Source organism: Halalkalibacter kiskunsagensis (assembly GCF_037027555.1).
GTDB classification, from domain to species: domain Bacteria; phylum Bacillota; class Bacilli; order Bacillales; family Bacillaceae_D; genus Halalkalibacter; species Halalkalibacter kiskunsagensis.
In genome coordinates this window covers 1-26,195 of record NZ_JAXBLX010000043.1, presented here as the reverse complement: position 1 = coordinate 26,195, position 26,195 = coordinate 1, and the positions used below count along the sequence as shown (strand labels likewise).

Here is a 26,195-nt window from a genome sequence, read left to right as displayed (position 1 = left end):
CCATTGTCTTATTGAACTAAATACCTAAACCAATATTGTGTTCTATCACCACTATGTATGCAATATCTCAATAGTTGTATCTAGAACTCCTGTTCCTGTTAAATCACATCCTGTCATTTTCAGTGAACCTCTCTATCAATAACCCATTTTTTCTGCTTCTTGTCTGAGTTCATCATGAAAATTCGGATGAGCAATAGCAATCATTGCTTCCACGCGCTCACGAATTGTTTTCCCACGTAATTTTGCTACCCCATATTCTGTTACGACATAGTCAACATCGTTTTTAGAAGTGGATACAACCGATCCATTTGCTAATGCTGGTACGATTTTAGATATTGTGCCATTTTTAGTGGTTGAATGAAGACAAATGATGCCTTTCCCGTATTTGGACATCCTTGCTCCAATACCAAAATCACCTTGTCCACCAGTTGAAGAATAAAATCTGCCCCCAATTGATTCAGAATTACATTGTCCTAAAAAATCAACCTCTATTGTGGCATTAATCGTCACAAGGTGATCGATCTGTGCAATGAGCCTACTGTCATTCGTTTTATTTACGGGGTACATGTGAACTTGCTCATTATGATCCATGAAATCATATAACTTCTTTGTTCCAAACGCAAATGTCGCTGTCATGCTACCCTTTTTCAAAGGGTTGTTAGAGTTTGTAACAGCTCCAGATTCAACCAAATCAACAATTTCATCTGGAAGCATCTCCGTGAAAATCGTTAAATCCTTATGGCTAGATAAAAAATTCATAATCGCATTTGGAATTGCACCAAAGCCTATTTGAAGCGTATCTCCGCTATTTATTAGGGAAGCAACTGTTTTTCCAATAATTTCATCCTCTTCACGTAATGGAATATCTGGTGTTTCAGGAAGTGACACATGATTTTCAATGATTGAATCTACGTCTGAAATATAAATGTGATTTTCACCATAAGTATATGGCATATTTTCATTCACTTCTAGAATGATTCGTTTTGCTTTTGGCAATAACGGAATAATATAATCACAATTTGTTCCTAGTGAAAAATAACCGTTCTCATCCATTGGAGAGACAGTTGCCATAATAACATAGTCTCTTGCAACTTCTTCAAGTATTGAAGGGACATCCGAGAAATGATTCGGTAATAAATCGAGTTCCTTCTCATAAAATCCTCTGCGTTCATCTTTATTTAAAAACATAGAAATAAGTTTAACTTTAGAAGGGTTAAATGGGCGTACAGGTCTTAGTGACAGCATTTGATACAACCGATTCTCTTTCAAATTGTCATGTTTTATAAGAGCGTCCATTAAGGCTGGAGGTTCACCTACTGCCAAAGGAACGATAATATCTTCATCTGGCTTAATGATTAAAACAGCTTCTAAAGCGGTTTCAACTTGGTTCTTTTTATATAATTGCAATGAATTCATAGCTTCTTCCTGCCCCTTTTTCTTTAATTATTTCTCTTTTTCATTCATGAAAATGACCTGTTCAACGAATAATATTACTATAATTTTAGTTTCTTACCAAGGTAGAATTTCTATGTTTAGTGTTGTCAAACACAGGTAATCATATGTTTTAGTTTATCTTCTACCCTGCGGGAAAATTAGGAGGAGGCTCTATATGTCTATCCGAAAAAAAGCTAATAGACGTAAGCAAAAGAGACGATATAGACCTACATTGTTCTTTAGCTTGCTCGTTTTTCTTATTCTTTTTGGCTCGATCGTAACTTATGCTTACACGGAATATCATGCAGGAAAAACGGAAACTGAACAACAAATTTCAGCGAAAAATAAAACTAACCCCTCTGTAAAAGAAAGTCCCAAGAAAGACACTATTACAGCAAAAGAACCTGAGAATAACCAACCGATTAATGTTCTTTTAGTTGGGGTTGATTCGTCAACAGATGGACTCGCTCGTACAGACACGATCATGATTGGACAATACAATCCTCTAAATGGAGAAGCTAAGCTTGCTTCTATCATGCGTGATGTCTATGTAGAAATTCCTGGTCGTTCCAATAATAAGATAAATGCGGCATTTGCTTTTGGTGGTGTCGACTTGCTTCAAGAAACAATCGAACAAAATTTCAAAATTGATATACATTATTACACAATAGTTAATTTTGCCGGTTTTATTAACACAGTAGATACAATTGTCCCAAACGGGCTACCTGTGACAATTGAGCAACGTATGTTTGACGTAAACAACCAAATTGACTTTCAGCCAGGAAATCATCGGTTACATGGTGAGGATACATTAAAATATGTGCGCTTTCGAAAAGACAATGAAAATGACTTCGGACGCGTAAGGCGACAACAAGAAACACTCAAACTACTGAAAGATGAACTTTTCACTCTTTCAGGCATGTCAAAAATACCAAGATTAATTGGGGCACTTGAGCCACATCTTGAAACGAACCTACGCACATCTAAAATGTTAAGTCTCGGCCGCGATTTTGTGTTGAATCCAATTGGTAGAATTGAAACGATCCGTATTCCAATTGACGGAAGCTTCCAGGATGTCTATTATCAACACGCGGGCGCTGTATTAGAAATGAATCTGGACAAAAATCGTCAAGCAATCTATGATATATTCAACGGTTCTGAAGACGAGGAAAAAAGCAAAGAAGAAAATATATAAGAAAAGACTGACCATCCAGTAAACCCCTAGTTATTAGGGATAAACTTGGATAAGTCAGCCTTTTTTCTATTCCGTATATTTTTTAAATACTAAAGTTGCATTATGTCCACCAAAACCAAGTGAATTGCTTAATACAGCTCTTACTTGTTGCTTCCGAGCTTCGTTTGGAACATAGTCAAGATCACAATCAGGGTCTGGAGTCTCATAATTAATGGTTGGAGGAATGATTCCTTCTTTTATTGCCTGAATCGAAAGAATCGCTTCCACAGCACCAGCAGCTCCAAGTAGATGACCAGTCATTGATTTAGTTGAGCTAATTGCTAATTTATAAGCATGCTCTCCAAAGACTGTTTTCGCAGCCATTGTTTCAAATTTATCATTATATGGTGTACTTGTACCATGAGCGTTTAAATAATCAATGTCTTCTGGCTTTAATCCGGCGTCATCGATTGCTTGCTTCATTGCGCGTGCACCGCCTTCACCTTCAGGTGCCGGCGCTGTCACATGATGTGCATCACCCGTTGCACCATACCCGACAATCTCAGCATAAATCGTTGCGCCACGTTTTTGTGCTGATTCTAGACTTTCAAGAATTAAAATCCCCGCACCTTCACCCATGACAAATCCATCACGATTTGCATCAAAAGGCCTTGAAGCAGTTGTTGGATCTTCGCTTGTTGAAACAGCCTTTGCGGAACAGAAACCCGCAACTGCCATGTTCGTAATTGGTGCTTCAGATCCTCCTGTAATCATTACATCTGCATCACCACGTTGAATGACTTTAAACGCATCTCCAATTGAATTTGTCCCAGAAGCACAAGCCGTAACCGAACAAGAATTGATTCCCTTTGCTCCTGTTATAATTGACACTTGCCCAGAAGCCATATCTGGGATCATCATTGGGACGAAAAATGGGCTAACTCGTCGGTGTCCTTTTTCAAGGAATTGTCGGAAATTCTGTTCATACGTTTCCATGCCACCGATACCTGAGCCAATCCATACTCCCACGCGCGGAGCAATGTCATCTGTTATTTCTAATTTAGCATCTTCTAAAGCCATTAAAGATGAAGCAACAGCAAACTGTGTGAATCGGTCCATCTTTCTTGCTTCTTTCTTATCCATAAAAACAGCTGAATCAAAGTCACGAATTTCAGCCGCTACCTTCATCGGAAATTCCTCAGCCTGTACTCTCGTTAAAGGACCTACTCCTGACTTTCCCTCAATCGCATTGTTCCAAGTGGTTGCCACATCTAAACCAAGCGGAGTGACAGCTCCCATACCTGTTATTACGACACGTCTTTTTTCCACGTTATTTCTCTCCTTTGCGTTAATGGTTATTTCCCCCATCTAAGTGCAACAGATCCCCATACAAGACCAGCTCCAAAACCAACTAAAACTAGTACATCTCCATCTTTGATCTTACCACTTTTTAATTCATCCACCATAGCCATCGGGATTGAAGCTGAGGATGTATTTCCATATTTATGAACCGTTTTTGACATTTTCTCTTGAGGGAGATCTAGACGCTCTCTTGCAGCTTCCATAATCCGAATATTTGCTTGGTGAGGAACAAGAAAATCACACTCCTCTTTTGATAATCCAGCTTTTTCGAGAACTCGTAAGGAGGAATCACCCATTTGGCGTACCGCAAATTTAAACACTTCTCGTCCATTCATTTGCAAATATTGCCCTTGTTGATTAATATGCATCGCACCAGTTCCATCAGCACCAAGTTCAAATGCCAATATCCCTTTGTCTTCAGCTACTGGACCAACAACTGCTGCACCTGCACCATCTCCAAATAAAACAGCTGTATTTCGATCAGTAAAATCGGTAATTTTAGATAACTTCTCCACTCCTACTACAAGAACATTCTTGTATGCGCCATTTTCAATAAATTGCTGGGCTGTAGCTAAGCCATATATAAATCCTGCGCATGCTGCACTAACATCCATTGCAGCTGCCTTTTTTGCACCGAGGCGATGCTGAATTAAGGTTGAGACCGTAGGAAACGGCATATCTGGTGTAACTGTTGCCACCAATATCAAATCTATATCCTCTGCTGAAACCTCAGCATGCTCAAGTGCATCTTTTGCTGCCTTATAAGCCATATCTGAAGTGTCAATCTCTTTTGGAGCAAAGCGTCTTTCTTCAATGCCTGTTCTTGTTCTGATCCATTCATCATTTGTATCTATTTTCTTTTCAAAGTCAGCATTTGTGACAAGCTCTTCCCCAATATAGCTTCCCATCCCTAATATTCCTGCTTTTGTCATCGTTTCATTCCCCTTTCGCGATTAGCACACGATTCTTTGGGTTATTATTAGAGGTTGTTCAAAAAAGGGGGACTTTCCCTTTTTGAACAACCTCTAAGCAATGAGTGGAGCCGCTGCAGGTATTAAATCCTATTCTGAGCAAGTTTCTCAGAATGTGAGAGCAGCATGCAGAGCCATTGCAACCACTTTTTATCACTCTAATTAGTACCTGATACTAATTTTAACGTATTTCATTCGTTCTGTCTACACGAACACCTTATTTAGGCATTAGCCTTTACACAGTGTTCCGTTTCCATCCATACAATACTTAAGAGCACTCTAAAGGAGGGGTATTATGAGAGATGATCAGAATCAACAACCTGATTTTTTTACTGAATTAATGTTTGGAAAACGTCCATCCCAACCCGAACAACCAGAAATATCTGCAGATCAATCAGAGCCAAATCAAGAAATGACTGAAGAGCAAAATCAAAATGAACCTTTAAGTAACCAACAATCAAATCCGCAAACCGACCAGCTCGCTAATATTATGGCACTTGTCCAATCACTTAGTCCTTACCTTGTGAAACTTGCACCACTTGCTAGCAAGGTGACAGATTATTTTACTCAAGAAAACAAAGAAGAGAATTCAAAAAAGAAGAACGCTGACGATTAACGTTAGCGTTCTTCTTTTTTGTTTTGTTTATATGGTTACCATTTATAAAATGGTTGCTGTTGATAGCCAAAATTCGGACCATAACTAGGCCCATACTGCGGGCCAAATCCAGGACCATATTGTGGACCGTAACTCGGACCATAGTTAGGACCGAAGTTAGGTCCATAATTCGGACGACCATATCCACCAAAGATGAATGGACTTACCGCTAACCCTGCTAAAAACGGAAGAACCGGAAAAAATCGTTGATTCTCGCCATGATGATGATGCATACTTCTCATCATCGGTTGATAAGAATAATAGTTCATTCATAGTCAGCTCCTTCCCATAGGTATATATCATCCTATGAGCTGTTGTCTGATTTTGAGCTTGTCAGTTACGATGAATGTCCTTCTTCTTTTTGCAATTCCATCATGAGGTCATTGAAAAAGCGGTCCAACTGCTGCTTTTGCTTTTTTTCTTCCTCATTTTTAGGCTTCATTTCCTTTACTTCGGCGTATGTTTGCATAAAACCTTCTAACTCACCAGTACGTATTTGAGCAATGCTATAAGTAGAAAAAAGACGGATGTGTGGAGCTCCACTTTTTCTCATTAACTCTATAAATGGTTGTAACTTCTTTTTTGCTTCTTCATCGCGTTTTTCATTCACTAACTGAAATCCTTCTTTCATCTCTTTAGCAAACGCTTTTAGCTTCTCGTTCTTCTCCATACAATCTCCTCCTCAAAACCTTTATTAAACAAGTACATTCTATTTGTAAAGAACTTGACACTTCATGCATAACAAAAGCTCGTCCGAGACGATCTCAGGTCGAGCTACCATTTTGTTCTTTTATTTTAATTATTCTTCGGAAGCATGATTTTTGCCTAGCTCGTAAGCCTCGGACATTACATTTAATAGCAATTCTAGCATCGGTTGTAAATCTTCCATATTCAATTCAATCCCTTTTTCATCTAGCAACTTCTTTCCTTCTGGGAGGTGCTTCATAGCAATTTGCATAAACTTCATATTCATTTCAGGATTATTCACAGTTATCCACCTCTATTTTATACTTTCCTTATCCTAGAGTTCAAAAAAGAGCAAACAATAATCTATGTAGCTTGTACGTTTTGTATTCATTCTCCAAGCATTTACATACGAAATTAACTGATTATTAAAATTCTCCTACTTTTTGAACTCCCTCTTACAATACTATGCTAGTTAAATGAACGCAAGCTAACTACTTAATAGCCTCCGTTGGCAACTCACCTGTTTCTATGTACTGCCTGACCGCATCCTTAATTTGTATTTGAATGTCTTCTGGTACTCTTGAACTGAAATTTCCGAGCGATATCACACCATCTTTAAAATCAAAGCGCAAATTACCGTTTCCTAATTCATTTTTGGTAAACTGTTCTGCAACTAATTCATATAAATAATCAACATGTTGAACAGTACTCGTTAACACAGTTGACTCGCCTAAATCTGATTGATCCCCGACAAAACCGATGGCATACAGTCCTTCATTCCTTATTTCTTCAATAAGATCAAGATGATATCCATCACCAGCTGGATAAAACACATCTACTCCAGATCTCTTCAAATCTTCGAAATAAGATAAAGCAGTATCACTATCTGTCCAATCTTTTACAAATTTAAGATGAACCTTTGCCTTTGTTCCACTAAGGGAGGCTCCGTCATGAAAACCTTCAACTTCTGGTTGCCAATCATGTGCAGCAATAGCACCTACATCGCCAGTTTCTGACATAGCAGCTGCAACCATCCCAGCGAAGTACCCCATAGCATAACTGTCAAAATGAAGACTTGTTACATTGTCACCCTGAACGTCCCCATTAAAACTAACAAAATGAACATCTGGATAAGACTTCCCAAGATCTGTGAAATGTTCCGAAAAGAACCGCCCATGTCCAAATATAAGATTCACACCATCTGCAACAAAGCTTTCTACAGCTTTTTTTACTTTCTCTTCTGTATTCATATCCTCCTTGAATACAACATCGACATTAAGATTCGAATGGATATTTAATAAGCCTTGATACCCTTTGTTATTCCATCCTTGGTCGTCAATTGTATCCTCAAGTAATAATCCAACTCTATTCAAAGTAGTGAAGTTACTACTAATATCAGAACAACCTATAAGTAGAATCGGTAACAACACCAGTAAAAATCGTTGTATAATCATGTTGACACTCTCCCTATTTATGTTTGCATCACTAATATAACATGATTTGCGATATTTCATCTTTTTACGATTGATTTATGCGTCCTAACTATTCGTTAATCGTATGTTTAAATCCTTTTGAACTTGCCTTTTGATACAAACTTGTAATATGATTGTAATCTTTTTAATTCCAAAGGTGAAACATTTGAGCAACACTGTTATAATAAACCCAGACAATTTTGATGTAGAAGCGAGGAACATTTATGAATTATACAAAAGCGGTTCAAGCGCGCCGCACATTTGCAATTATTTCGCATCCGGATGCGGGAAAAACCACACTTACGGAGAAACTTCTTTTGTTCGGAGGAGCCATCCGTGAAGCTGGCTCAGTTAAGGGTAAGAAAACATCTAAACACGCCATGAGTGATTGGATGGAAATTGAAAAGCAACGTGGAATTTCCGTTACCAGTTCCGTGCTTGAATTTCTGTACGATGGATATCATGTGAATATTTTGGATACACCAGGACATGAAGATTTCAGTGAGGATACTTACCGAACGTTAACTGCAGCAGACTCTGCAACGATGCTTATTGACGCAGCTAAAGGGGTTGAAGCGCAAACAAAGAAATTATTTAAAGTTTGTAAAATGCGCGGCATTCCAATTTTTACATTTATGAATAAGTTAGACCGTCAAGGACGCGATCCATTCGAATTGATGGAAGAACTTGAAAATTTACTTGGGATAAGATCTTATCCGATGGGCTGGCCTATTGGCATGGGCCAATCCTTTTCTGGTGTTTATGATCGTCATAACAAAAGACTTGAATTATACAATCCAGAAAACCCTAAAGAAATCGATGTTATTCAACTTGAAGGTCCAGATGATCCAAAACTAGATGAAGCGATCGGTGATGAAGGTCTAGTCGCACAGTTTCGAGAAGAACTTGAATTATTAGACGTTGCCGGCGATGAGTTTGACCAAGAACTTATTGCAAAAGGGGAAATTACACCGATTTTCTTCGGAAGTGCGATTTCAAGTTTCGGTGTTCAAACATTTTTAGAGCATTTTCTAACTCTTTCACCTTCCCCTACACCAAGGGAAAGTACGAATGGTTTGATTGACCCGTTAGAACATCAATCATTCTCTGGCTTTATCTTTAAAATTCAAGCAAATATGAACCCAGCTCACCGCGATCGGATTGCCTTTTTACGGATTACTTCAGGAAAGTTTGAGCGTGGAATGTCCGTTAAACACGTTCGAATCGGTAAAAATCTGAAGCTGTCGCAACCAACACAATTTTTGGCTCAAAGCCGTAGCATTGTTGACGAAGCGTATGCAGGAGATATTATTGGGTTATTTGACCCAGGTACATTCCGAATTGGCGATACGCTTGTTGAAGGAGATTCGTTTGAATTTGATGAAATGCCGCACTTCTCTCCTGAGTATTTTAGTGCCATTACGGTTAAGGAAGCATTAAAACACAAATCATTTGAAAAAGGGCTTCAGCAATTAACGGAAGAAGGAGCAATCCAGTTATTTAAAACCTATAACCGTTTTTCTGAGCAGCAAATCGTTGGAGTCGTTGGCGTTCTTCAATTCGAAGTATTAGAGTATCGTTTAAAGAATGAGTATCACGTTGACATTCAGTTGGAACGTCTCCCGTTTTCTTTTGCACGTTGGGCAGCTGGACCACCAGAAGCAATGGAAGCCTTCAAGAAATCTCAGCGTAATCTAGTAACGGATAGAGATGGTAGAATTGTTGTTCTGTTCGAAAACGAGTTTCAAATGCGAACAGCCCTTGATAAGTACCCTAAAATGAAGTTTTACGAGAACTCGTTTATTAAAGAATCGTAAAATTTTACATCAACAAAAGAGGATGACTCAAAAAGGCCCAAAATCACCCTTGAGTTACCCTCTTTTTTGATACATAAATTCAACAATCGCCCCAAATACTAGGGCAAACACAACACTCAATCCCTCTCCGAGATGAAACAGCTCATGGAATAGTAGATAAGATAGAATGGTCACAAAAGCAAATATTAAAATCCCTATTATTGCTCTTTTTCTTTGCACTAGTTCACACCCTTATGATAACCTTTGTTGATTCTGCCATTGTTTCACATGTTCACGTTGTTTGGCAAGCCCTTTCTCAAGCGTTATTTGCGGTGTAAAGCCGAGTAACGTAGTTGATTTATCAGAACTTAGCGTTGTCTTAATTTTACTTTTCTTTTTTATTTCTCGACATCCTAATAATCGAATTCCTTCATACCACGCTTCTTCTTGCCCCGAAGTAAGCTGGAAGATTTCGTTCTTCTGATGTAAGTTAGCTGCTAACAAAAACGCCTCAATACAATCGTCCACATATAAAACATCTAATGTAGAACGATCTATTTCAGGATCTTTCTTTCCTAGAATAATCTGCTGATATGTCATATCACTTCTTTGCCACGGTCCATAAATAGTTGGTAATCGTAAAATCGAGTACGATATTCCTCTTTCCTTACATTCATTTTCAATAAGTCTCTCGCTTGCTAACTTCGTAATTCCATATGCCGAAGTTGGGTTCGTTGGGGTTCGTTCTGTGATCAATCCAGGGCGTTCTCCATATACTTCGACTGTAGAAGCATAGATTAGAATGGCACGCTCCGGTATCGCTTTTACTAATTTCTTGGTCAATTTGACGTTATTCTCAATTACTTTTGCAAGTTTAGGCCATTTGCTATCGGAAGACGTCTGTGCAGCTAAGTGAAAAATCGTATCCACATCTTTTAACACAGATAATAAATCAATATTTTCCACTTTTTCATTCAGCAATGTAGCCAAATCATTTCGTCCGATTCTCATCCACATTTCTTCTTGCACTTCATTTTTTTCCTGAGGCATTTCATCAACAACTATTACTTCAATTCCTTCCATTAGTAGGCGTTGTACTAAGTGAAAACCGATAAAACCTAACCCTCCTGTGACTAATGCTTTTTTCATATGCATCTCACCCCTATACATTAAAATTTATGTAAAAAGCCTTCTCTTATGTCAAAGAAGAGACAGGCTATAAGAATTCTTCATATTTTTTATAAAATGGAAATGCAGATTGTGCTGCCTTGTAGAACGATTTATTGTTTCCATGGATTCTCAAATTAACAATAATCTCTTTATCGGCTAATTGTTTTTGAAATGGCCTGCTTTGCAATTGAAGAGGAAAATGCCTTTCTTGCATGTGACAATGTATAGATAATGGGGGAACATACCCATTTTGCAACTCCGGTGTCATTGTTTTTACCATATCACTTGTTATTTTTTTATGATCAAGTTTATAAGCTTCTCCAATTTCTTTGATAAATCGTTTAAAATACAGCTTATTCTCCTTCTCCTGTTCATAGTACGTTTCTAAAGAAAAACAAGGATTCACAAAGTAGCAGGACCGAACAATCTCCGAATAAGCATTTAACCAGCGAATCGCTACTAGTGCTCCACTTCCTTCTGCAAAGAGATGAATTTTTTTATTTAAAATTTCTTTTTTTAAGACAAGATGATAGAGTTGTTCGAGCAATTGGAATGCTTTTTGACTTCCCCAATGTCGATCAAAGAGAGAGGAGGCGACCACCGTGTAACCTCTACAAAGCAAATCTTTTATGAATTGATTCTTCTCAGGATGGTGTTCCCAGTCACTTGTATCTGCTTCTACCAACATCCCGTTATTACCAAGTAAAAACACAGCAAAACCATTCGGACGTTCTGGAAGATAGATGACGTTCCACTGTTCTTCTATGCGTATAAAACGAGCATGCACCATTGCTTTACGTCTCTCCCATCATTTCAAATGTAGTTGTATTATCTTTACTACGTTATGCCAAAAGATGAAAAAACGGAAGTGAAAGTAGACATGAAATCAATAAAAACCTCGATCACTTTTTTATGTGTAAACAAAAAAGTGATCGAGGTTTTATCATAGCGGGCTTTAAAACAAGGCAACGGATTGAGTAGGTTTCTCAATCCGCTGCCACGCAGTGCGGAGCCATTGCTGCTGCTTTTTGTTTATAGCTTCTTTTGGTTACAGACCAGCTTTCGGCTTTGGCTTTGGAGTCCATTTTCGATTATCATTTTGCGTATCTGGGAACGTATCTCCCGCTTCCATTTTTAACGACTTTGGACTCTGTACCATATCGCCTGTTTCACCAATCTCAATGTAAATTCCATTATTAGGTGCTTTCTGACCTGGTTCAAACTGTCGATTTTGTCCCATTATTGTTCCCTCCTTCCATAATTAGATTGCCCAAAAGCAATCGAATCATGAACAGTGAGAAATTACTTAGAATTGGTTAATAACGCTAAAAGAATCGCTTTTTGTGCATGAAGACGATTTTCAGCTTGATCATAGACAACAGAATGACTTCCATCAATGATCTCTGAAGTTACTTCTTCATCACGGTGAGCCGGGAGACAATGTAGGAAAATATAATCATTTTTTGCTAAGCTAGCTAAGTCTGAATTCACTTGATAATGATCAAATTGTTTTAAACGTTCTTCTTGTTCTTGTTCAAATCCCATACTTGCCCACACATCTGTATAAATGACATCAGCGTCTTTCACTGCTTCTTTCGGATCATTCGTTTGAACAAGTGTCGCTCCAGTTTCTTTTGCAGCTTGTTTCGCTTTCTCAAAAATGTTCTGATTTACTTCATATCCTTCAGGTGTCGCGACAGAAACATCCATCCCAACTTTTGCGCCTGCAGCAAGTAGAGAATGCGCCACATTATTTCCATCCCCAACATAAGCAAGTTTCAGCCCTTTTAACGTTTTTTTATGCTCATAAATCGTTAATAAATCAGCCATCGCTTGACAAGGATGATAATAATCTGTAAGTGCATTAATTACAGGTACCTTTGAATGCTCTGCTAATTCACAAACAAGTTCATGTGAATTCGTACGAATCATAATCGCATCCACATAACGTGAAAGAACATTAGCCGTATCCTTTACGGGCTCTCCACGTCCAATTTGCATATCACGCGGGCTTAAGAAAAGAGCATGCCCTCCTAACTGCGTCATCCCTACTTCAAATGATACTCGCGTACGAGTAGACGCATTTTCGAAGATCATTCCAAGTGACTGACCTTTTAACGCATCTGCATATGCTGCTTTATTATTTTTAATTTCTGTCGCACTTTCAAGCAAATGACGGATGTCACTTGGTGTATAGTCAAGTAACGTAAGAAAATCACGTCCGTATAATGTTTGAGTAGTTGTATTTGTTGCAGCTTTCAATATTGTCACTTCCCTTTACTTAATAAGTTCCTTTTCTTTTAACCACCAATCTTGAATCGCATGATAGTCAACTTCTTTCACAGCTAAGCCTTTTAACATAACTTCTAATGTCGTAAGTTCAGAAATCACAGAGCAACGTTGTCTTAACGCTTCTTGACGTTTCTCTGTCCCATCTTTAGTTCCCAGTTTCGGCAAGCTGATTAATGCGATTGCCACATCAGACTGCACCCATTCGTCAAATCCATTAGTAACAAGCGAGAACCCTAATTCCTTTAATTGTAGCTCATAAGTAGAAAATTCAGGTAAAAACTCATCAGCGACATCAACAAAAATGCTTCCTTTTTTCGTAAAGAACTTCGGTTTAGCTTGCTCAGACCAGACAAAAGCTTTTAAGAATGCTTCATCTAGATTGTCGCCCATACTCATAAGCTCACCCGTCGACTTCATTTCAGCTTCCAAAATTGGATCTAGTCCTGCTAGTTTCTGATAGGAAAATACAGGAGCCTTCACCGTATAAAAATGAGGTTCCGGTAAGATTTTATTCGTTAACCCAAGCGAAGGCAGTGACTCTCCAAGCAATAACGAAATGGTATAACCAATCAGTGACTTATTAGAGATTTTACTTAAAATCGGCACAGTTCTTGATGCACGTGGGTTAATCTCAATTACATACAATTGCTCTTTAAATAACACAAATTGTATATTAAAGATTCCTTTAAAGTCCATCCCCTTTGCAATCTTCTCTGTGTAGGAGAGAACGAGGTCTTTTACCCGATCAGAAATCGAGTAAGGGGGTGTAACGGCAACACTGTCACCTGAATGCACGCCCGCACGTTCAACATGTTCAAACATTCCTGCAATACAGATAGACTCCCCGTCTGTTAACGCGTCTACTTCTAATTCAACTCCTGGGTAATACGCATCAATTAATAATGGGAACGATACAAGATGTTCTTTATCATCTAAGTAAGAAACGAATTCTTTTTCTGATTCAAACAACATCATCCCTTGACCACCAATAACATAAGATGGTCGGATTAAAACAGGGTAACCGATGTCAGAAGCCTTTATGAGGGCATCTTTTTCATCATTCGCTGTTACACCAGGTATATGTGGTACGTCAACTTGATTCATAAATGAATAAAAGCGTCCTCGATCTTCCAACTGATCGATCGTATCAAGATTGGTTCCATAGAGTTTTACTCCCGCATCTTCTAACCCTGCAACAAGTGATATTGCCGTCTGACCTCCAAGTTGAACAATGACGCCTTCTACTTCTTCTAAGTCAATAACGTTTAATATATCCTCAACTGTTAGTGGTTCAAAATACAACCGATCTGCTGTTGCATAATCAGTACTAACCGTCTCTGGGTTATTATTCATCATGATTGCTTCATAGCCAAGTCGATGAAGACCATGGATTCCTTGAACGGAACAATAATCAAACTCTATTCCTTGGCCAATTCGAATTGGACCTGAACCTAATAACAAAATTTTCTTTTTCCCTGATTGAGGAATAATGTCATGTTCACCAGACCAACTTGAATAAAAATATGCAGTCGATGCTGTAAACTCACCAGCACAAGTGTCAACCATTTTATAAGAAGGTTTGATGTTTAGCTCTAAACGCTTTTTCCGAACTTCTTGTTCTGAAACTCCCCAAACACCAGCAAGCCAAGCGTCGGCAAATCCAACCTTTTTATACGTTTGTAATGCTTCTTTCTCAATGTCTGCAAAACTTGCTTCTTTAATTTGATATTCATATGAGATCAAACGTTCAAATGACTGAAGGAAAAATTCCGTAATCCCTGTTGCTTCATGAAGTTCTTGACGAGAGTAGCCTCTTCTCATTAACTCTAACAAAACAAAGAAGCGACGATCATCAGCCTGCACGACTAATTGATATAACTCTTCATTCGATTTACTTGTTATAGAAGGGAGTTCAAGACCATTTGTTTTAAGTTCAAGTGATCGAACTGCTTTTTGGATACCAGCTTCCAAATTACGTTCGATGGCCATCACTTCACCTGTTGCCTTCATCTGCGTACCAAGTTTCCGCTCTGCATGCATAAATTTATCAAAAGGCCATCGCGGAAATTTAACAACAACATAATCAAGGGCAGGCTCAAAGCTCGCATACGTATGACCTGTGACCGGGTTAATCAGTTCATGTAAATGATAGCCAATACTAACCTTTGCTGCCATTTGTGCAATTGGGTAACCTGTTGCTTTTGAAGCTAGGGCCGACGACCTGCTGACACGAGGATTCACTTCAATTAAGTAATATTGCTTGCTATGTGGATCAAGGGCAAATTGAATATTACAACCCCCAACAATGCCAAGAGCTCGAATAATCTTAACTGAACAAGTACGTAGCATTTGATACTCAACATCGGTCAGAGTTTGTGACGGTGCCACAACAATCGAATCCCCTGTATGAATCCCGACAGGATCAATATTTTCCATATTACAAATAGTAATACATGTATCATTACTATCGCGCATCACTTCATACTCAATTTCTTTAAAACCAGCGATGCTTTTTTCAACTAGGCATTGGCTTATCGGACTTAGTGATAACCCACCTTTAATGATCTGTTTTAATTCCTTTTCACTTGAAGCAATTCCTCCACCTGCACCACCAAGAGTGTAAGCAGGTCGAACAATTATTGGATAGCCAACTTGATTGGCAAATTGAATAGCCGCATCACTAGTAGTAACAATTTCACTTTCTGGCACTGGTTCATTTAATTCATGCATTAATGCACGAAACTCTTCACGGTCTTCCCCTTTTTTGATTGATTCAATAGGAGTTCCTAGTAACTTAGCTTTATAGCGCTTTAAAATGCCTTTATCATGCAGGTCCAAAGCTAAATTTAGTCCTGTTTGCCCTCCAAGAGTCGCTAAGATTCCATCTGGCTGTTCTTTTTGTAAGATGGCTTCAACACTCTCGATTGTTAAAGGCTCAAAGTAGACACGATCAGCACAAGACTCATCTGTCATTACTGTTGCCGGGTTATTATTTATAAGAATAACTTCAATTCCTTCTTCTTTAAGAGCAAGACAAGCTTGCGTACCTGCATAATCAAATTCAGCCGCTTGCCCAATGACAATTGGACCAGAGCCAATTACAAGAACTTTTTTTAAATTAAATTGTTTAGGCATACACTTTCTCTCTCCCTTTATTACGTAGCATTTCTATGAATGTATAGAAGAGCTGTTCACTGTCTGATGGTCCGGGATGAGCTTCTGGATGAAACTGCACCGTTAACACTGGATATTTTGTATGAATTAATCCCTCTATTGAACGATCATTGATATTCATAAATTTCGCTTCAAGATCCGTACCTACAAGAGAATCTTCCTTAACTACATAGCTATGATTTTGTGAAGTCATATACACTTTATTCGTTACTAAATCAATAACTGGCTGATTGGACCCACGGTGACCGAATGTTAATTTTTCGGTATCTGCCCCAAACGCTAATGCTAGAAGCTGGTGACCTAAACAAATTCCCATTGTTGGATACACTTTGGCGACTTCTTTAATGATCGGCAAAATATGTTGCAATTGTTTAGGATTTCCTGGACCGTTCGTATATAGAACTCCATCTGGTTGAAGACTTTCAATCACCTGATATGATGAGTTATAAGGAACTATCGTTACTTTACAGCCTTGTTTCAACAATGAATGTAAAATCGATCTCTTGTATCCAAAATCAACCATTACAATGTGGTGGTCACCATTTCCATGAACTTCTATTTTTGCACTAGATACCATAGGAACCACTTCTTGTTGCCCTAGCGGAGTGTATTGATCAAACGATAGATTAGTTGGATCGGTTGTAATAATTGCTCGCATATCACCTTGTTCTCGTATCCGTTTTACAATCGCTCTTGTATCGACTCCTGATAGCAACGGAATCGAATGCTTCTCACAATAAGTAACTAGTGAGGAGCTTGCTTCGTAGTGAAATCCCTCCTCTGAAACCTCACTTACTAAAAGAGCATTCACTTGTGGATTCGTACTTTCAAAATCATTTTCATTCACTCCATAATTACCGATTAACGGATACGTGAACACGACCATTTGCCCTTTAAATGATGGATCACTTAATACTTCTTGATAACCTGACATCCCTGTGAAAAATACGATTTCCCCATGAACTTCTGTGTGACTAGTATGAAGAATCCCTTCAAACACCTCACCATTTTCTAACACTACGTATCCTTTCATCTGATTCCCTCCACCCATTAACGAATACTTATACTCAAATTTTAATTTTTATACATTGATATTCTTTTAAAATCACTACTTCTTTCATGCAGTGATATTGTCATCTATACGCTCACGCTTGGTTTTATACTAGCTAATACGTCAGTTAAAATCTCAACTGCCTTATTTATTTCACTCTTTGTTACAATTAGAGGAGGAAGAATACGAACAACTTTCGGACCAGCAGGTAATACGAGTAATCCTTTTTCTCTACAAGCTTCAATAATTGGAGCAACCTCTATTTGACAAGCAACTCCCACCATTAATCCTTTTCCTCTAATTTCTTCAACAATCTCAAATGAGCCTAGTTTATTCTTAAGTTCCTTTGTAAGAAATTCACCTTTATTTTGAACTGAATCTAATAGTTCCGGCTTGAAAATTTCTGACAGAACCGTTTCTGCTACAGCCATAGCTAGTGGATTCCCTCCAAAAGTGGACCCATGGCTACCAGGAGAAAATGAATCTTTTAATGTTTCTTTGCCTATTAATGCCCCAACTGGAAAGCCATTCCCTAGCCCCTTTGCCAGAGTAATAATATCTGGTGATAAGCCAAACTGTTCATAGGCAAAAGCTGTGCCAGTACGGCCAATCCCGGTTTGCACTTCATCTATAATTAGAAGACAGTTATATCTTTCACATATAGCTTGGAGCGCCTTTGCATAGTCGTCACTCATTAAACGAATGCCGCCTTCACCTTGGATCACTTCGACCATAATGGCTGCTGTATTATTAGTGACAGCTTCTTCAAGTGCGGATTGGTTATTCATTTCAATGTACGTAAATTCAGTTAGTAGCGGGCCAAAACCATTGTGGATTTTATCTTGACCTGTAGCGGCCATGCTTCCAGTAGTTCGACCATGAAACGAATTTTGTAAACTAACAATATGGTGTTTCCCAGTAGATTTTCTCGCTAATTTGATAGCTGCTTCATTTGCCTCAGCACCACTATTACAGAAAAAGACATAATCTCCTACACTATGATCGACAAGTAATTGAGCTACTCTCTCTTGTCCTTCAATCTCAAACAAGTTTGAAACATGCCATAATGTGTGTATTTGCTTTTCCAATGCGTCTGTAACTTTCGGATGACAATGGCCTAAATTACAAACAGCAATGCCAGAGATAAAGTCTAGATACTCGTTGCCATCAACATCAATAATCTTCGACCCAATCCCTTTTTCTGGCTTCACATTCCATCTTGCATAGGTTGGAAACAGTGCACTCATTTTATCCTCCTTACGAAACAAATTGCTTCATCTTGGTTTTTATAATTGTTGTACCTTGAACCGATCCATTTTTTCCAACATTCGTAGATTTTCCATTCATAATCATCACTGATTGTAGACTATCAGTTAATGTTAAAAGTGCAGCCTTTACTTTTGGAATCATTCCTCCATAAATAGTTCCGTCTGCAATATATGCTTCAATTTCTTCTGCCGTTACTTTATCTAGGCATTTGCCATCTTTTAAAATGCCATCAACATCAGTCACAAAAACTAGCTGTTCTGCTTCTAGCTCTTTTGCTATTGCTGCAGCTGCACTATCTGCATTGACATTATAATGAACACCTTCATTATTCATCCCAATTGGAGCTATGACAGGAATCATTTGTAGATCCATTAAGGATGTAAGTAAACTTGTATTGACGCTGATTGGTTCTCCAACATACCCAAGCATTCCTTCATTAATTGGTCTTACTTCTAATAATTTGCCATCACAACCAGATAGACCTACAGCTTGCCCTCCTGCTTGATATAAACTTGTGACAACTTGTTTATTCACTTTCCCACAAAGTACCATCTCAGCTGTGTCTAAGACGTCTTCTGTTGTTTTTCTTAGCCCGTCAACAAATTCTGATTTAATATCTAGCTTTTGTAGTAGTTGGTTAATCGCTGGTCCGCCACCATGCACAATAATTGGATGTTTCCCACTTTGTTGCATGTTGACGACGCTTTTGAAAAATTCAGTTGATAATTCAGCAATCGTACTACCTCCACATTTAATAACCACGATATCCTTCATATCTTTCCCCTCCCCGGGAATTACCTTTATGTTCTATATCCAGCGTTTATTCGCACATAATCGTATGACAAATCACAACCCCATGCTTTTCCTGAACCATCTGCAACATGTAAATCTACTTTTATTACAATCGTTTCATTGTTCTCCATGTATGCTTTTGCTTCTTCTTCTGAAAATGTAACTGGTTGACTATTTACAAGCGTTTGGACAGGACCAATCCCAATATCGATTGTTTCTGGGTCAATTTCACACCCACTGTATCCAATTGCACAAATAATTCTCCCCCAATTAGCATCCGTTCCATAAACAGCTGATTTCACAAGATCTGAACCGACAATTTTTTTTGCAACTTTTCCAGCCTCATCATGCGTTAATGCACCGTTCACTTGTACTTCAATTAATTTTGTTGCTCCTTCTCCATCTCGAGCAATTTGCTTTGCTAATGATTCACACGTCTGTTGTAATGCAATATAAAACGGCTCCCAATCTGGGTGTGTCGGAGAAAGTGAATCATTTTCAGCTAACCCTGATGCCATGACAACAACCATATCGTTAGTCGATGTATCACCATCAACTGTAATTCGGTTAAATGTTTGGTTCGTTATCGTGGACAATGCTTGTTGTAAGACCTCTGATTCGATGTTTGCATCTGTTGTGACAAATGAAAGCATTGTGGCCATATTTGGATTAATCATGCCTGATCCTTTTGCAACTCCGCCAACTGACACAGTTTTCCCATCGACTTTCGTTTGATAACATACCTTTTTATTCATCGTATCCGTTGTTAAAATTGCTTGATTAAATGCCTCCGCACCTTCTAATGTCGAAGTCGTCTCAAGCTTTTTTATACCAGATACTATTTTATCCATTGCTAAGTACTCTCCAATTACACCAGTTGATGTAACCGCAACGTAATGCTCCGGCACCTGAAAATGATTGGCACTTTCCATTCTCATTTGATAGGCATCTTCTAAGCCTTTTTTTCCTGTACAAGCATTCGCATTTCCACTATTTACAACCAGCGCTTGGATTTTCCCTTCAGTAGCGATTGATTCCTTCGTTACTTTAAGCGGAGCAGCTTGAATTCTATTACAAGTATATACAGCTGCTACACTTGCTGGTACCTCGCAATAAATAGCGCCTAAATCTAATCTCTTTCGTTTCACTCCTGAATATAATCCCGTTGCAGAAAAGCCTTGTGGGGATACAATGCTTCCATTATCTACTTCAATGACTGTTGGCGTTGCTATGCCTTTCATGAGATGACCACCTTCCATTATGGATACATTGGAACCAGTTGTAACCCTGTATTCTCTTCAAATCCATTCATTATATTAAAGTTTTGTATCGCTTGACCTGACGCGCCTTTGACGACATTGTCAATGACTGAGACAATTGTAATACGTCCTGTTCGCACGTCGTAACTTAGCCCAATGTCACAGTAATTGCTTCCATATACTTCTTTCGTTGCAGGGTACTGGCCTTCTTCCCTAATTCGAACAAAACCTTCATTTGCATACATACCCTTGTATAGGTCTCGTAACTCTTTTTCACTCAACTTTTTCTTTGCCTTTACATATATGGTTGCCATAATCCCTCTAACCATTGGGACAAGATGTGGTTGAAATGTTACATTTGGTATTAGTTCATCCCACTCTTTAAGAATTTGCTCAATTTCAGGTATATGCTTATGTTGATTAATTTGGTATATTTTAAAATTTTCATTCATCTCACTAAAATGGGTAATAGCAGAAGGAGACCTTCCTGCTCCCGATGTTCCTGATTTCGCATCAATAATAATCGATTCAACATCTATCAATTGACTCTTAACAAGTGGAGCTAAGCCAAGTAATGTTGCTGTTGGATAACAACCTGGATTGGAAATAATTCGAGCATGTTTTATTTCTTCTCGGTTCCATTCGGGTAATCCATATACCGCTTTATCAATGAGCGAAGCTGGTGCTGATTGACGTTTATACCACTCTTCGTACACTTTAGGATCTCGTATACGTAGATCCCCAGATAAATCAATCACTTGAGGTCCAGCTTCAGCAATGGCACCTGAGAATTCAGCTGAAACTCCCGGTGGTGTAGCTAGAAATACCGTATCAACCTCTGTTTTTATTGACGTTAAATCAATTGATTGTAAGTTCTGCTCATAAATACCTGACACATGTGGATAAGATTCTTGTATATTCATTCCTTCTTTTGATGACGTATATAATACAACCTCTTGCACATGAGGATGTTGGTGTAATAACCGTAATAATTCTGCGCCACCGTAACCTGTAGCCCCTATAATCCCAACTCTCATTTTTACCTCTCCCAACATTTCTTTATCTGCTCTTTTGATCTTGCTACTCATTATATATATGTATAAAAATTAATTCAACTGTATTTTTATTTTATTTTTCATTATTTAAATTTTCTTATTGTTTATCTATTTATTCGAACTCAAAATCCGGCTCTATACAGCTTGAAGGACACAATAACATAATAGGTTTCTCTCATAAGTTTGTGTCTGTCTTCTATGAATTCATTAACTATAAACAAAAAAGACAAACCTGAAAATTCAAGCTTGTCCTTAGTATTAGTTAGTAGTTATTTTGTTATTTCTCCAACTTTTTCAAAAATGATATTTCTTGTAGCTTCAATTTGGTCTCCCCACAAATCATTTACTTGATGATAAATGTGATTCCCATCTTTATCTAAAACGCTTATTCCTCGGTAAGACAAATTATCATTTCTCATATCTACATGTTCAAGTACTTCAAACGTATGATCTGTTAAGAAGGTAAATGTAAACGCTCCAGCTTCCTTTAACCTCTTTGAGTTATCTGGTGTATCTGTGCTTATTGCATAAAGATCGGCTTCTAATCCATCAAACAACTCTAGATTCTCTTGCAACTGAACCAGTTGCTGTTGACAAAGTCCTCAGCCAACTTCAGTAAAATGAAACAACACAGTAGCACGTTCTTTATTTGTAAGTGTAACTTCCTCTCCTTGTTCATTCAAAAGAGACAACTCTCCTTCTGGTTCACTTTGAGTTGAGCCACATCCTGTTAACATGATAAGAAATATTGCGATAACCAATACACTCTTTAAATAGCTTCTCTTTAATTTGCTCACTCTTTCACCTCCGTTTGTATGCATCAAAATTGTGACAAGCACCTTATTGATTGATCGTTTCTTCTAAATCTTTAATGATTGCCTCTTGGTCAGATTGTAATCCATCATATTTACGAATGACATTGCCTTCTGGATCAACTAAGAAAAAGCTCGTACTATGCATAATGTCTTCACTATCTTCTACATTTTGAACGATTGATTTAAAGCTCTCCTTCGAGAACTCAGCAATCTCGTCTACAGAATAACCTGTTAAGAAGTGCCATGACTGTAGATCTGCACCAACATTTGTCCCATATTGTTTAAGTTGATTAGGTGTATCTCTTTCAGGATCAACAGTAAATGAAATAAAAGACATGTTCAAGCCTTTTTCTTTCATAGCAGATTGAAGACGTTGCATGTTTGGCGTCATTGTTGGACATACAGACGGACAATAGGTAAAGATCATATTCGCCATCCAAAATTCTCCTTCAAGTTGCTCCGATCCATATGGCTCATTATCTTGATTAATAAACTCAAATTCACTTATTTGCATTTGAGCTTCAGAAATATCAAATTCAGAAGAATTATTACTGCCTACTTGGTAAACCCAGCCGCACCCCCCTAAGAAAAGTACGAGCAAAATAGGAATAAACAATCTCATAATGTAACCTCTCTCTTACGTTTTTGCTGTTGGAATATCACTAATCGTTAATGTTCCATCTTGTTGCTTTTCTTTCTTTAACCACTGTTTAAACACATAACCAATCATAAATCCGTACATTACTTCCTGCATAATTTTCATCAGTACACCAGCTAATTGCTGATCCATTCTCGCTTCAAGAAATGAAAATGAATTCGGACCGGAAAACAGCCCCATTGGAACATCAGCTCCAGCCGGCAAACAGTATGCCATAACAGTTGCCCAAATTGTTGGGTCTGTATAGGTTTGATATAACGTCGTAGGTGCAAAAATAATTAATGCACATGCAGGGGTAATTAAAATACCATTGGCAAAAATATACCCAACACGTCGTAAATCAGATAATGGAAATGCACTTGGCAATGGAGCAATCATGTGCCACCACATTAAGGCTGATGCAATTAATAGTAAATATTCGTAGAAACTGTGCAAGACGACAGACTGCATCAACGTATCAAACATAAACGGGACGTGATAAAATGAAAAAAGTCCGTTAAATAAGAAAAGCGCGACTATCGGGCTCCAGATCACACGGAATATTCGTTCTGTTTTAGGTGAACGAAAACGATCAATGATGGCTTGAAAAAACCATGAAGGTATCCCTAGTAAAAAGAGAGGTGTAGCAATAAAATAAGCAAACACCATTTGCGTCATATGAAAGCTTATCATTATATGTCCAGCAATATATAATGGGCTTCCCCAACCAATATATAATGCTAGTAAAGCTAGGACAAAATAAGTTTTTTGTCTAAATAACACAGGTGTTGCTCCCTTGAAGCGATGGCGCCATTTAGTTACAAGGAGAAAATAAAGGACTAAAATAATGAACAATCCTATTACTAACTCTGGTGTCCATAGAGCTCGAAAACCAAAATTTTCAAATAATACATTCACTGCTTTCCCTCCTTACTGGAGAATTTAAATAAAAAGCATGTCTATCATATCATAATTACAAGAAAAAATATTGAACGAATAAGGACAATTCGTTGAGAGGAAGATTTGATGGCAAAACAACATTTGGTTGCACTAGATCTTGACGGGACATTACTTACCGACGAAAAAACAATTTCCCCACGTTCAAAACAAATAATTGCAAAGGCTAGAGAGCAAGGGCATATCGTGTCCATTTCAACCGGTCGACCATACCGAGCTAGCATTCAGTATTACCAGGAATTAAATCTAAATACAGCAATAGTTAACTTTAACGGGGCATTCGTTCATCACCCTCATGATAAAAGCTTCGGCACTTATCATTCTCCGCTTGATCTTAAAACGGCAAAAACGGTAATCGAAACATGCGAAGCCTTTAACGTTAGTAATATCATGGTAGAAGTGATCGATGATTTTTACCTTCGAACCTTTGACGAGGTGTTTGTTGAAACGTTTCTAGCTGGTCAAAATCCGGTTGACCACGGAAACTTACTACATATTTTAAAGGAAGACCCAACATGCGTATTGATCCATCCACAAGATCATCACGTCCAACAATTACGCGAACTCCTTGTCGATGCTCATGCTGAAGTGATTGATCAAAGAGTTTGGGGAGCACCTTGGAATGTCATTGAAATTGTCAAAGCGGGAATGAACAAAGCAGTAGGACTCAAAAAGGTTGCTGATTTTTATGGTATTCCCAAAGAACGTATCATTGCTTTTGGCGACGAGGACAATGACTTAGAAATGATTGAATATGCAGGACAAGGGGTTGCGATGGGGAATGCTATTGATGAATTAAAGTCACTAGCTAATTCAGTCACACGAACGAACGAAGAAGATGGTATTGCTCTCTATTTAGAAGAAGCCTTAAATTTACGTTGATTCTAAGAATGAGATGGGATGAATTGGGCACGTTAAGAACGTACTAATTTCATGTCAAAGGGGCAAAAAAGAATGAGTATAAATTCACGTTCAAAAGGGGTTCGCAAAGAGGGGAAATATGCTACACAACCTGCTAACGAAACTGAAGTAAATACGATTACTCTGGGCGATATGGCTCTTGAAAAAGCGGTGCGAAATCAAAATAGACATCTTAAAGAAGGTGCGCAGTAATGGAGCATCCTCAAAGTTTTCAAGAAGCTCGTGAATCTATCGCTCGATATGAGTTGCTAGCATTAGCTGCTGAAACAGATATTCAACGTGAGGCTGTCCAAAAAGAATTGCAGCGTGCAAAGGACACATTAAATTCTGCGTTTGCAACCTCTTCCCCTGCAGAGCAAGATCAACTTATGCATTTTCAAGAACAGCTCTCTAACCTGAATGAGTTAGAACTATAGCGTTCATAAACCTCACCAATTGGTGGGGTTTTTTCTATTTGAAACTGCTGTCAATTACTTAGCGATTTAATATAGAAACATCTTCCCCACTGACGCAAGAGCATAGCTTTCTTCAATATTCACCTTACCTAATCTCATTCAAATTACCAGTTAATTATTTATCTACTCACTTTCTTTGTTTTGTGTTACGCTTGTGCTAATACTAAATGGTTTATTGTAGGGGGAACTTGGAGAATGGTGAAAGTGTATGAGGTGGATAAAGACGTAGATATCCAATTCAAACGACGAATTGCCAATTTATTTATGGGGCAAATTGAACCAATTGGTCCTAAGGATGCTTATGAACAGCTCCTGATTACTCTTGATTTAGCTTTACAAAAAGATTCACAGGCTCATATTTTCGTAGCAGAAAAAGAAGGCACACTTGTCGGCGCTGCTTTTTTAAATGTAGCATTAAGTATTGATAAGGGTGGTCACTATATCTGGTTAAACGACTTATATGTCCATCAAGAACACAGAAATCAAGGAATTGCTAAAAAGCTGTTATTGCAGGTTATTTATTGGGCTGAGCAGAAACAAATTAAAGGAATTGAACTAGAAACAGGTATTAACAATGAAGCAACAAAAGCCTTATACAACTCACTAGGATTTTATGATATTATCTCAAAACGATACGGATCCCGCTTTTAAACTGCTGAATATTCAGCAGTTTTTTAGATTATAAACAAAAAGGGTCGTTTTTTCCCCTTTTTGTTTATAATCTAAGCAATGAGCGGAACCGCCGTTATCATTTAAGCCTTTTGAGCGCTCTTCTCAAAAGGCGCACGGCGTGAGGA

The 26,195-nt window shown here is 38.2% G+C and carries 29 protein-coding genes; 7 read left to right on the top strand and 22 right to left on the bottom strand.

The features are described from left to right. Positions 1–135: 135 nt before the first annotated feature. Positions 136–1,416 carry an acetyl-CoA hydrolase/transferase family protein gene (locus SLH51_RS19575; protein WP_335963181.1) on the bottom strand — a complete coding sequence of 427 codons (1,281 nt, stop codon included), beginning with the start codon at positions 1,414–1,416 and terminating at the stop codon, positions 136–138. A gap of 193 nt (positions 1,417–1,609) precedes the next feature. On the opposite strand from SLH51_RS19575, the gene SLH51_RS19570 reads away from it, so the two are divergent. After that, positions 1,610–2,629 (top strand): LCP family protein, encoded by a 1,020-nt coding sequence (locus tag SLH51_RS19570; protein WP_335963180.1) that lies wholly within the window; start codon positions 1,610–1,612, stop codon positions 2,627–2,629. Positions 2,630–2,695: 66 nt separating this feature from the next. Here SLH51_RS19570 and fabF read toward each other — a convergent pair whose 3' ends face one another. Both fabF and SLH51_RS19560 read right to left on the bottom strand, forming a co-directional pair. After that, on the bottom strand, positions 2,696–3,937 hold the full coding sequence (fabF, locus tag SLH51_RS19565) for a beta-ketoacyl-ACP synthase II (RefSeq protein ID WP_335963179.1): 1,242 nt from the start codon (positions 3,935–3,937) through the stop codon (positions 2,696–2,698). Between the two features lie 26 nt (positions 3,938–3,963). Next, entirely contained in the window at positions 3,964–4,902 is a 939-nt protein-coding gene (locus tag SLH51_RS19560; protein ID WP_335963178.1) for a beta-ketoacyl-ACP synthase III, read from the bottom strand. Positions 4,903–5,236: 334 nt separating this feature from the next. On the opposite strand from SLH51_RS19560, the gene SLH51_RS19555 reads away from it, so the two are divergent. Further along, positions 5,237–5,557 (top strand): hypothetical protein, encoded by a 321-nt coding sequence (locus SLH51_RS19555; protein WP_335963177.1) that lies wholly within the window; start codon positions 5,237–5,239, stop codon positions 5,555–5,557. 35 nt (positions 5,558–5,592) lie between these two features. Here the strand turns inward: SLH51_RS19555 and SLH51_RS19550 are convergent, their stop codons facing one another. The 4 genes from SLH51_RS19550 to SLH51_RS19535 all read right to left on the bottom strand — a co-directional run bounded on the left by SLH51_RS19550 (position 5,593) and on the right by SLH51_RS19535 (position 7,737). After that, complete coding sequence (locus SLH51_RS19550) at positions 5,593–5,865, bottom strand: penicillin-binding protein (RefSeq protein ID WP_335963176.1); 273 nt, start codon at positions 5,863–5,865, stop codon at positions 5,593–5,595. A gap of 68 nt (positions 5,866–5,933) precedes the next feature. After that, on the bottom strand, positions 5,934–6,266 hold the full coding sequence (locus tag SLH51_RS19545) for a hypothetical protein (RefSeq protein WP_335963175.1): 333 nt from the start codon (positions 6,264–6,266) through the stop codon (positions 5,934–5,936). Between the two features lie 129 nt (positions 6,267–6,395). Next, positions 6,396–6,569 (bottom strand): ComZ family protein, encoded by a 174-nt coding sequence (locus SLH51_RS19540; protein ID WP_335963193.1) that lies wholly within the window; start codon positions 6,567–6,569, stop codon positions 6,396–6,398. 205 nt (positions 6,570–6,774) lie between these two features. Beyond that, positions 6,775–7,737 (bottom strand): BMP family ABC transporter substrate-binding protein, encoded by a 963-nt coding sequence (locus SLH51_RS19535; RefSeq protein ID WP_335963174.1) that lies wholly within the window; start codon positions 7,735–7,737, stop codon positions 6,775–6,777. Between the two features lie 242 nt (positions 7,738–7,979). On the opposite strand from SLH51_RS19535, the gene SLH51_RS19530 reads away from it, so the two are divergent. Beyond that, positions 7,980–9,572: a peptide chain release factor 3 gene (locus tag SLH51_RS19530; RefSeq protein WP_335963173.1), complete on the top strand. Its 1,593-nt coding sequence runs from the start codon at positions 7,980–7,982 to the stop codon at positions 9,570–9,572. A 54-nt stretch (positions 9,573–9,626) separates the two neighbouring features. Here the strand turns inward: SLH51_RS19530 and SLH51_RS19525 are convergent, their stop codons facing one another. The 15 genes from SLH51_RS19525 to ctaG form a co-directional block, all read right to left on the bottom strand. Then, positions 9,627–9,791, bottom strand: a complete 165-nt coding sequence (locus SLH51_RS19525) for a hypothetical protein (RefSeq protein ID WP_335963171.1) — start codon at positions 9,789–9,791, stop codon at positions 9,627–9,629. Between the two features lie 12 nt (positions 9,792–9,803). Beyond that, a complete protein-coding gene (locus tag SLH51_RS19520) occupies positions 9,804–10,700 on the bottom strand; it encodes an NAD-dependent epimerase/dehydratase family protein (protein ID WP_335963170.1) in 897 nt (298 codons plus the stop codon). A 67-nt stretch (positions 10,701–10,767) separates the two neighbouring features. Continuing rightward, the gene (locus tag SLH51_RS19515; RefSeq protein WP_335963169.1) at positions 10,768–11,511 is read right to left on the bottom strand and encodes an alpha/beta hydrolase; all 744 of its coding nucleotides are present in this window, start codon (positions 11,509–11,511) and stop codon (positions 10,768–10,770) included. A 258-nt stretch (positions 11,512–11,769) separates the two neighbouring features. Beyond that, positions 11,770–11,961: a YjzC family protein gene (locus tag SLH51_RS19510; RefSeq protein WP_335963168.1), complete on the bottom strand. Its 192-nt coding sequence runs from the start codon at positions 11,959–11,961 to the stop codon at positions 11,770–11,772. A 62-nt stretch (positions 11,962–12,023) separates the two neighbouring features. Next, positions 12,024–12,983 carry an ornithine carbamoyltransferase gene (gene argF / locus SLH51_RS19505; RefSeq protein ID WP_335963166.1) on the bottom strand — a complete coding sequence of 320 codons (960 nt, stop codon included), beginning with the start codon at positions 12,981–12,983 and terminating at the stop codon, positions 12,024–12,026. A gap of 15 nt (positions 12,984–12,998) precedes the next feature. Then, complete coding sequence (locus SLH51_RS19500; RefSeq protein ID WP_335963165.1) at positions 12,999–16,148, bottom strand: carbamoyl phosphate synthase large subunit; 3,150 nt, start codon at positions 16,146–16,148, stop codon at positions 12,999–13,001. Beyond that, positions 16,141–17,220: a carbamoyl phosphate synthase small subunit gene (locus SLH51_RS19495; RefSeq protein WP_335963164.1), complete on the bottom strand. Its 1,080-nt coding sequence runs from the start codon at positions 17,218–17,220 to the stop codon at positions 16,141–16,143. The genes SLH51_RS19500 and SLH51_RS19495 overlap by 8 nt, the downstream gene beginning before the upstream one ends. 104 nt (positions 17,221–17,324) lie before the next feature. Continuing rightward, positions 17,325–18,485, bottom strand: a complete 1,161-nt coding sequence (locus tag SLH51_RS19490) for an acetylornithine transaminase (RefSeq protein ID WP_335963163.1) — start codon at positions 18,483–18,485, stop codon at positions 17,325–17,327. A gap of 10 nt (positions 18,486–18,495) precedes the next feature. Next, positions 18,496–19,281, bottom strand: a complete 786-nt coding sequence (gene argB / locus SLH51_RS19485) for an acetylglutamate kinase (RefSeq protein WP_335963162.1) — start codon at positions 19,279–19,281, stop codon at positions 18,496–18,498. A gap of 26 nt (positions 19,282–19,307) precedes the next feature. Next, a complete protein-coding gene (gene argJ, locus SLH51_RS19480; protein ID WP_335963161.1) occupies positions 19,308–20,540 on the bottom strand; it encodes a bifunctional glutamate N-acetyltransferase/amino-acid acetyltransferase ArgJ in 1,233 nt (410 codons plus the stop codon). A 17-nt stretch (positions 20,541–20,557) separates the two neighbouring features. Continuing rightward, positions 20,558–21,595: an N-acetyl-gamma-glutamyl-phosphate reductase gene (argC, locus tag SLH51_RS19475; protein WP_335963160.1), complete on the bottom strand. Its 1,038-nt coding sequence runs from the start codon at positions 21,593–21,595 to the stop codon at positions 20,558–20,560. 287 nt (positions 21,596–21,882) lie between these two features. Beyond that, entirely contained in the window at positions 21,883–22,197 is a 315-nt protein-coding gene (locus tag SLH51_RS19470) for a redoxin domain-containing protein (RefSeq protein ID WP_335963192.1), read from the bottom strand. Between the two features lie 18 nt (positions 22,198–22,215). After that, positions 22,216–22,410 (bottom strand): hypothetical protein, encoded by a 195-nt coding sequence (locus tag SLH51_RS19465; RefSeq protein WP_335963159.1) that lies wholly within the window; start codon positions 22,408–22,410, stop codon positions 22,216–22,218. Positions 22,411–22,453: 43 nt separating this feature from the next. Beyond that, on the bottom strand, positions 22,454–23,050 hold the full coding sequence (locus SLH51_RS19460; protein WP_335963158.1) for an SCO family protein: 597 nt from the start codon (positions 23,048–23,050) through the stop codon (positions 22,454–22,456). Between the two features lie 15 nt (positions 23,051–23,065). Beyond that, positions 23,066–23,983, bottom strand: a complete 918-nt coding sequence (ctaG, locus tag SLH51_RS19455) for a cytochrome c oxidase assembly factor CtaG (RefSeq protein ID WP_335963157.1) — start codon at positions 23,981–23,983, stop codon at positions 23,066–23,068. A 108-nt stretch (positions 23,984–24,091) separates the two neighbouring features. On the opposite strand from ctaG, the gene SLH51_RS19450 reads away from it, so the two are divergent. The 4 genes from SLH51_RS19450 to SLH51_RS19435 all read left to right on the top strand — a co-directional run bounded on the left by SLH51_RS19450 (position 24,092) and on the right by SLH51_RS19435 (position 26,049). Then, entirely contained in the window at positions 24,092–24,904 is an 813-nt protein-coding gene (locus SLH51_RS19450) for a Cof-type HAD-IIB family hydrolase (protein ID WP_335963156.1), read from the top strand. Between the two features lie 72 nt (positions 24,905–24,976). Further along, a complete protein-coding gene (locus tag SLH51_RS19445; RefSeq protein WP_335963155.1) occupies positions 24,977–25,135 on the top strand; it encodes a hypothetical protein in 159 nt (52 codons plus the stop codon). Beyond that, complete coding sequence (locus tag SLH51_RS19440) at positions 25,135–25,359, top strand: DUF3813 domain-containing protein (protein ID WP_335963154.1); 225 nt, start codon at positions 25,135–25,137, stop codon at positions 25,357–25,359. Before SLH51_RS19445 ends, SLH51_RS19440 begins: the two co-directional genes overlap by 1 nt. 234 nt (positions 25,360–25,593) lie before the next feature. Continuing rightward, positions 25,594–26,049: a GNAT family N-acetyltransferase gene (locus tag SLH51_RS19435; protein WP_335963153.1), complete on the top strand. Its 456-nt coding sequence runs from the start codon at positions 25,594–25,596 to the stop codon at positions 26,047–26,049. Positions 26,050–26,195: the final 146 nt, after the last annotated feature.

Coding starts and splice junctions, on each gene's coding strand:
- SLH51_RS19460 (WP_335963158.1), bottom strand. CDS start 23,050: ATGAGATTGTTTATTCCTATTTTGCTCGTACTTTTCTTAGGGGGGTGC.
- SLH51_RS19575 (WP_335963181.1), bottom strand. CDS start 1,416: ATGAATTCATTGCAATTATATAAAAAGAACCAAGTTGAAACCGCTTTA.
- SLH51_RS19545 (WP_335963175.1), bottom strand. CDS start 6,266: ATGGAGAAGAACGAGAAGCTAAAAGCGTTTGCTAAAGAGATGAAAGAA.
- SLH51_RS19515 (WP_335963169.1), bottom strand. CDS start 11,511: ATGGTGCATGCTCGTTTTATACGCATAGAAGAACAGTGGAACGTCATC.
- SLH51_RS19560 (WP_335963178.1), bottom strand. CDS start 4,902: ATGACAAAAGCAGGAATATTAGGGATGGGAAGCTATATTGGGGAAGAG.
- argJ (WP_335963161.1), bottom strand. CDS start 20,540: ATGAAAGGCATAGCAACGCCAACAGTCATTGAAGTAGATAATGGAAGC.
- SLH51_RS19540 (WP_335963193.1), bottom strand. CDS start 6,569: ATGAATATGAAGTTTATGCAAATTGCTATGAAGCACCTCCCAGAAGGA.
- SLH51_RS19550 (WP_335963176.1), bottom strand. CDS start 5,865: ATGAACTATTATTCTTATCAACCGATGATGAGAAGTATGCATCATCAT.
- argC (WP_335963160.1), bottom strand. CDS start 21,595: ATGAGAGTTGGGATTATAGGGGCTACAGGTTACGGTGGCGCAGAATTA.
- SLH51_RS19435 (WP_335963153.1), top strand. CDS start 25,594: ATGGTGAAAGTGTATGAGGTGGATAAAGACGTAGATATCCAATTCAAA.
- SLH51_RS19535 (WP_335963174.1), bottom strand. CDS start 7,737: ATGATTATACAACGATTTTTACTGGTGTTGTTACCGATTCTACTTATA.
- SLH51_RS19445 (WP_335963155.1), top strand. CDS start 24,977: ATGAGTATAAATTCACGTTCAAAAGGGGTTCGCAAAGAGGGGAAATAT.
- SLH51_RS19495 (WP_335963164.1), bottom strand. CDS start 17,220: ATGAAAGGATACGTAGTGTTAGAAAATGGTGAGGTGTTTGAAGGGATT.
- SLH51_RS19510 (WP_335963168.1), bottom strand. CDS start 11,961: ATGGGACAAAATCGACAGTTTGAACCAGGTCAGAAAGCACCTAATAAT.
- SLH51_RS19570 (WP_335963180.1), top strand. CDS start 1,610: ATGTCTATCCGAAAAAAAGCTAATAGACGTAAGCAAAAGAGACGATAT.
- SLH51_RS19555 (WP_335963177.1), top strand. CDS start 5,237: ATGAGAGATGATCAGAATCAACAACCTGATTTTTTTACTGAATTAATG.
- SLH51_RS19520 (WP_335963170.1), bottom strand. CDS start 10,700: ATGAAAAAAGCATTAGTCACAGGAGGGTTAGGTTTTATCGGTTTTCAC.
- SLH51_RS19450 (WP_335963156.1), top strand. CDS start 24,092: ATGGCAAAACAACATTTGGTTGCACTAGATCTTGACGGGACATTACTT.
- SLH51_RS19500 (WP_335963165.1), bottom strand. CDS start 16,148: ATGCCTAAACAATTTAATTTAAAAAAAGTTCTTGTAATTGGCTCTGGT.
- SLH51_RS19440 (WP_335963154.1), top strand. CDS start 25,135: ATGGAGCATCCTCAAAGTTTTCAAGAAGCTCGTGAATCTATCGCTCGA.
- SLH51_RS19530 (WP_335963173.1), top strand. CDS start 7,980: ATGAATTATACAAAAGCGGTTCAAGCGCGCCGCACATTTGCAATTATT.
- SLH51_RS19490 (WP_335963163.1), bottom strand. CDS start 18,485: ATGAGTGCACTGTTTCCAACCTATGCAAGATGGAATGTGAAGCCAGAA.
- argB (WP_335963162.1), bottom strand. CDS start 19,281: ATGAAGGATATCGTGGTTATTAAATGTGGAGGTAGTACGATTGCTGAA.